General features: G+C 49.1%; 1 protein-coding gene. It reads left to right on the top strand.

What is annotated here, in order from left to right; genetic code table 11:
• Positions 1-462, top strand: a 462-nt coding sequence (locus AC0T7J_RS25220; RefSeq protein WP_473798480.1) for a nuclear transport factor 2 family protein, incomplete at both ends; no start/stop codon positions are given.

Raw genomic sequence — 462 nt, 5'->3', positions numbered from 1 at the left:
TACTCGAAGCATCAAATTGATCACTGCAGCAATGGCGCTCGCCTCATGGTTAGTAACAATCACTCCAGCGTCGGCGCAGTCAGCTACTGAAGCGCAATCTGCTGCTTCACTAGCGGTTGTCGTGGAATTCCTGGCCAATACCGCACCCGATAAAGTCGAAGCCGCGGCAATGAGGTTGGTAGCTCCAGACGCCACCTATGTTTCTCTAAACTTTGACAATCCAGAACTCAGAAAAATCATGCCGTGGACCGGCACAAACAAAGGTCCCAAAGCCTTTAGCTCTTTGTTTTTGCAGGTCTCAAACTACTGGAAAATCGAAGACTTTACGATTACTACCAAAATCGCTTCCGGCGAAGATGTCGCGATTTTCGGTAAGTTCACCTACCGCTCCGTGGCGGTCGGACATCTGTTCACATCACCGTTTTCCATCCATGCGAAAGTTCAGGATGGAAAGATGACCTA

This window comes from Pantoea sp. E956-1, from assembly GCF_982223955.1.
The sequence above is the reverse complement of the archived record's forward strand: the minus strand, read 5'-3'. Positions and strand labels throughout refer to the sequence as shown.